The following is a 4,854-nucleotide window of genomic DNA, read 5'->3' on the forward strand; positions in this document are numbered from 1 at the left end:
CCCCTAGGCCCCGGCTCCACTCTGCCCCGGCCCGGCCGCCACCCGGTGCGCCGTGCCGCGGCTCCGCCGCCCCGGCCCAGCAGCGCGCAGCCGACCGCGCCGACGACCGCGCCGCACAGGGCGCTCAAGCCGATCGGCAGCAGCCTCGCCGGGCGGTGTGTCCCACGTCCGTCCATCGTTCTCCCCACACTCTCGCGGCTCCGGCCCCGCGGGCTCGCCGACCGGTTCGCCGCCGATCCAGCGGATACCCCGGCCGGGCCTCGCGACGCGGCCCCGTCGGGCGGTGGAGTTTCACCGTGGGAGATGTGGCTACCCGGCGATCATGGTGCGAATCGGATACACGATGATGACGGAACAGGCGGGACCGGCCGAGCTGGTGGAGCACGTGGTGGGCGCCGAGCGCGCCGGCTTCGACTTCTCCGTGACCTCGGACCACTTCTTCCCCTGGCTCGACGCGCAGGGCCACGCGCCCTACGCCTGGAGCGTGCTGGGCGCCGCCGCGCAGGCCACCGAGCGGATTCCGCTGATGACGTACGTGACGTGTCCGACGATCCGCTACCACCCGGCGGTGGTGGCGCAGAAGGCCGCCACGGTGCAGCTGCTCTCCGGCGGACGGTTCCGGCTCGGACTCGGCTCAGGGGAGAACCTCAACGAGCACGTGGTCGGCGCGGGGTGGCCTGCGGCGAGCGTGCGGCACGAGATGCTGGAGGAGGCGGTCGAGATCATCCGGGCGCTGTTCTCCGGCGGTTATGTGACGCACCACGGCACGCACTACGACGTCGAGCACGCGAAGCTCTGGGACCTGCCGGAGAAGGTGCCGCCGATCGGGGTGGCCGCCTCGGGCCCCCGGTCCGCGGCGCTCGCGGGCCGGGTCGCGGACCTGTTGATCGCGACGGACCCCGAGGCCGCCCTCACCCGGGACTTCGCGAGCGCGGGCGGCGCGGGCAAGCCGGTGGTGGGCCAGGTCCCGGTCGCGTTCGGACGGGACCGTGACGAGGCGGTCACGCGGGCCCATGAGCAGTTCCGGTGGAACGTCAACCCGTGGCCCGTCAACGCCGAGATCCCCACGACGAAGGGGTTCGCGGGCGCGACGTCGACGGCGACGCCGGACGATGTCGCGAGCGCGGTTCCGTGCGGGGACGACGTGGGCGCCTTCGTGGACGCCGTACGGCCCTACGTGCAGGCGGGTTTCACCGAGGTGGCGCTGATCCAGGTGGGCGGTGACCAGCAGGCCCCGTTCCTGGAGTGGGCACGCACGGAACTGCTGCCCGCGCTGCGGGAGTTGTGAGGGCGGCGGCGGGCCGCACGGGCGGGACGCCGGCCGCGTCCCGGTGCGGGCTGTCAGGGCAGTAGGCCGGCCACGCCGGCCGCGGTGGCCAGGACCTCACGGAGCATGCGGGGCGTCAGGAGGCCGGTGAAGACGTTGCGCTGGCTCACGTGATAGCAGCCGAACACGTCGAGGGGCCGCTCCCCTGCCGGGCCGCGCAGGGCGATCCGGGCGCCGTGGCCGAAGACCGGGCGGGGGCGGGGAACCGCCCAGCCCGCGGCGGCCAGCGGTGGCATCAGCGCCTGCCAGCCGAAGCCGCCGAGGACGACGATGGCCCGCAGCGTGGGCGCGAGGAGTTCCAGTTCGCGGGCGAGCCAGGGGCGGCAGGTGTCGCGCTCGGCCGGTGTCGGACGGTTCTGCGGCGGCGCGCACCGCACGGGGGAACTCATTCGCACGCCGCGCAGGGTCATGCCGTCGTCCGCCGAGACGGGGTCGGGCCGTGAGGCGAGCCCGAGGTCGTACAGCGCGGCGAACAGCACGTCACCCGAACGGTCGCCGGTGAACATGCGGCCCGTGCGGTTTCCTCCGTGGGCCGCCGGGGCGAGGCCCGTGATCATGAGGGGCGCGTCGGCCGGGCCGAAGCCGGGCACGGGCCGCGCCCAGTACTTCTGGCCCCGGTAGGCGGGAAGGTCGTCGTGGGCCTTCTGCCGCCGCCAGGCGACCAGCCGCGGGCAGGCGGCGCAGTGGGTCAGGCTCTCGTCCAGCTCCGTCACCGTGGTGGCCGAGCGGGCCGCCGCCACCGGAAACGCCGGATCGTCCTCGGCTCGCATTCGGGTGACGGTACCGGAGGGCGCCCGTCCGTGTCGTTCCGAGTGACGCACGAGAGGGAAGGGACCAAAGGTGCCCGATGCCCGAAAGAGTGTGCAGAACGCGTTCGCGCGCCTCGTACGCATGCGCACGGACCCGGTGGTCGTCCAGATCCTGCGCTCGACGGCGGCGGCGACCATCTCGTTCATCGTGGCGGAGCGCCTGTCCAACGAGGCGGCCCCGCTCACCGCGCCGCTGACCGCCCTCCTCGTGACGCAGGTGACGCTGTACTCGACCATCCGGCTCAGCCTCACCCGGGTGAACGCCGTGGTCACCGGTGTGCTGGTGGCGGTGGGGTTCAGCGCCCTGGTGGGCCTCGCCTGGTGGAGCCTCGCATCGATCATCCTGCTCGCGCTCGTCGTGGGCCGGATCGTGCGGGCCGGGGACTTCGTCGTCGAGGTGGCGATCAGCGCCATGCTCGTCCTGGGCGTGACCCAGGTGCAGGTGGAGTCCACGGCCTGGACGAGAGTCCTGGACACCCTGATCGGCGCGGGAGTGGGTCTGCTGTTCAACTTCCTGTTCATCCCGCCGGTGTGGGTCGGCACGGCGGGCGAGTCCATCGAGGGTCTGGCGCGCCGGCTGCGCCAGCTGCTGCTGCGGGTCAGCGACGGGCTGACGGGCAGTACGGCGGTCGAGACGGCGGCGGCCAGGCTGCACGAGGCACGCCGGATCGACCAGGAGATCTCCGAAGTGGACGCGCAGCTGCGGCAGGCCGAGGAGAGCCTGCGGCTCAACCCCCGCGTCCGCGAGGGGCTGCTGCACCGGGTCGTGCTGCGGACCGGGCTCGACACCCTGGAGATCTGCACCGTGGTCGTACGGGTCATCACCCGGACTCTGACGGACCTGGCGAAGGAGCGCATGGACGAGCCGCTGTTCCCGCCGGACACGGGCGCCGCGCTGGAGGGCACGATCAGCAGGGTCGCCGACGCGATCGTGAGTTTCGCCGTCCTGGTGACGTCGTCGGTCAGCGAGAGCGCGGAGCGGGCCGAGTCCCGGCTCGCGGAGGATCTGGACGGAGCCCGCAGGGAACGGGAGTACGCGGCGCAGTTGCTGCTCGACGTGGTCCAGGAGCACCCGCGCCAGTGGCAGTTGCACGGGGCCCTGCTCGCGGAGCTCGACCGCATCCTCGACGAGCTGGACATGGAGCACCGCTCGCAGCGGCTGATGGAGGAGCTGGACCGGTCGGCGCGCGAACAGCGGGAGCGCTACCCCCGGCTGACGGAGGCTCGCGCACGGGCGCGGCGAGCCTCCAGGCGCTCTCGCGCGGCCTGGGAGGCACGGCGGGCGGCGCACCGCGAGCGGACGGGAAACCGCAGGTGAGGGGGTACGCCCGACGGCGAGCCTGGGCCGCTGCGGGCCCAGCGGGCGCCTCGTGAACAGCGGACAGCTGACGGCGGCCGGCAGACAGGTGACAGCTCAGCCAGCAGACAGTGGCCGGCCGACAGTTGAGGGCGGCGGGCCCCGCGTACGACGCCGGGGCAGCCAGAAGGAGTCCGGCAGCGCCTGCCCGGGAGGGGCACTGGAGGGTCCCCCTCGCAGCACGGCGAGGCCGGGCGAAGCCGCCACCACGGTACTTGACCAATACTTTACTCACCTATCGTTTAGTTGTGACAAACGCCTTCCGACGTGGGAGAGTTCGGCTCATTTCGCCCCTGCGGAAGGCCCCGTCGGCGCCGTCCCAGCCTCCCAACCCGGGACATCCGGTGCGCGAGGAGCGCGAGTTGGTTCCGGCGATTGAAGGCACGGGAGAGGAGGGCGGTACTGTGCGCGCGCGACCGCCACCGTCGGCGGCGCTGACATTCCGCGGAGGAAATCTGTGACTCGTTTCGGATCGCTCAGGCGCCCCGGTGCCCTGATATCGGTCGCGGCGGCGGGCGTGCTGGGTGTGGGCCTCGCGGCCGGCCCGGCATCCGCGCACACGCCGTCTTTCAAGGTGGACTGCTCCAGCGCGACGGTCGACCTGTCCGCCTACAACGGCGGCGTCACCAACCACGTGAAGGTCACGGTCCAGGGCGACGACGCGCTCACCGTGGACCAGGACTTCAAGGACTCGTACCACACGGTCATCAAGCTCCCCGACCACAGCAGCCCGGTGGACGTGCACCTCGTGGTGACGGCCGGTGACAGCGCCCAGTACAACGTCGACAAGACGGCCACGGCCCCGGTCTGCGCCGGGCACTCCGCTCCCCCGTCGTCGTCGGCTCCCTCAACGCCGCCGGCGAAGCCGTCGGACTCGGCGAGCTCGACGCCCGCCTCCCCGGCCCCGTCGGCGTCCACGTCGTCGGCCGCCGCGGTGCCCGCCTCGCCGAGCCCCTCGGGCGACAACCTCGCGGAGACCGGCTCGTCCAGCTCCACCCCGGTCATCGCCGGTGCCGCCGCGGTCGTCGTGATCGCCGGTGCGGGCATCCTGTGGGCGTCGCGCAGGCGTCGCACCGCCCAGCACTGACCCGTTCCCGCTGAGGTCCGCCGCGCGGCCGGGGCGATGACGCCCCGGATCGCCCCGCTCCCACCGGCCAGGCCGGACCACCCGGCCGGGTCTTCCACCGCCGGCACACGGCGGCGCCCGGCCGGCTGAGCGCCGGCCACGAGGCAGGGACCGGACGGGGGGGCGCCCCCCCCGGGGGGGGCGGCGGGGGGGGGCGGCCGGCGGGGGGGCGCGGGGGGGGGCGGGGCCGCCGCGCCGGGCGGGGGCCGGCGCGCGGCCCCCCCCCCGCGGGCGC

General features: G+C 74.0%; 4 protein-coding genes. 3 read left to right on the top strand and 1 reads right to left on the bottom strand.

The annotated features are described in order from the left end of the window. Positions 1-322: 322 nt before the first annotated feature. Positions 323-1,288, top strand: coding sequence for an LLM class F420-dependent oxidoreductase (locus LCE31_RS36825; protein ID WP_225022345.1), 966 nt, complete (start codon positions 323-325; stop codon positions 1,286-1,288). 53 nt (positions 1,289-1,341) lie between these two features. Here the strand turns inward: LCE31_RS36825 and LCE31_RS36830 are convergent, their stop codons facing one another. Next, entirely contained in the window at positions 1,342-2,097 is a 756-nt protein-coding gene (locus LCE31_RS36830; RefSeq protein ID WP_225022347.1) for a uracil-DNA glycosylase, read from the bottom strand. 70 nt (positions 2,098-2,167) lie between these two features. Here LCE31_RS36830 and LCE31_RS36835 point away from each other — a divergent pair, with 70 nt between their 5' ends. Beyond that, positions 2,168-3,454, top strand: coding sequence for an FUSC family protein (locus tag LCE31_RS36835; protein ID WP_374118678.1), 1,287 nt, complete (start codon positions 2,168-2,170; stop codon positions 3,452-3,454). A 496-nt stretch (positions 3,455-3,950) separates the two neighbouring features. Further along, entirely contained in the window at positions 3,951-4,580 is a 630-nt protein-coding gene (locus tag LCE31_RS36840) for an LAETG motif-containing sortase-dependent surface protein (RefSeq protein WP_225022349.1), read from the top strand. Positions 4,581-4,854: the final 274 nt, after the last annotated feature.

This window comes from Streptomyces sp. 8L (genome assembly GCF_020176795.1).
In the GTDB taxonomy this organism is placed as follows: domain Bacteria; phylum Actinomycetota; class Actinomycetes; order Streptomycetales; family Streptomycetaceae; genus Streptomyces.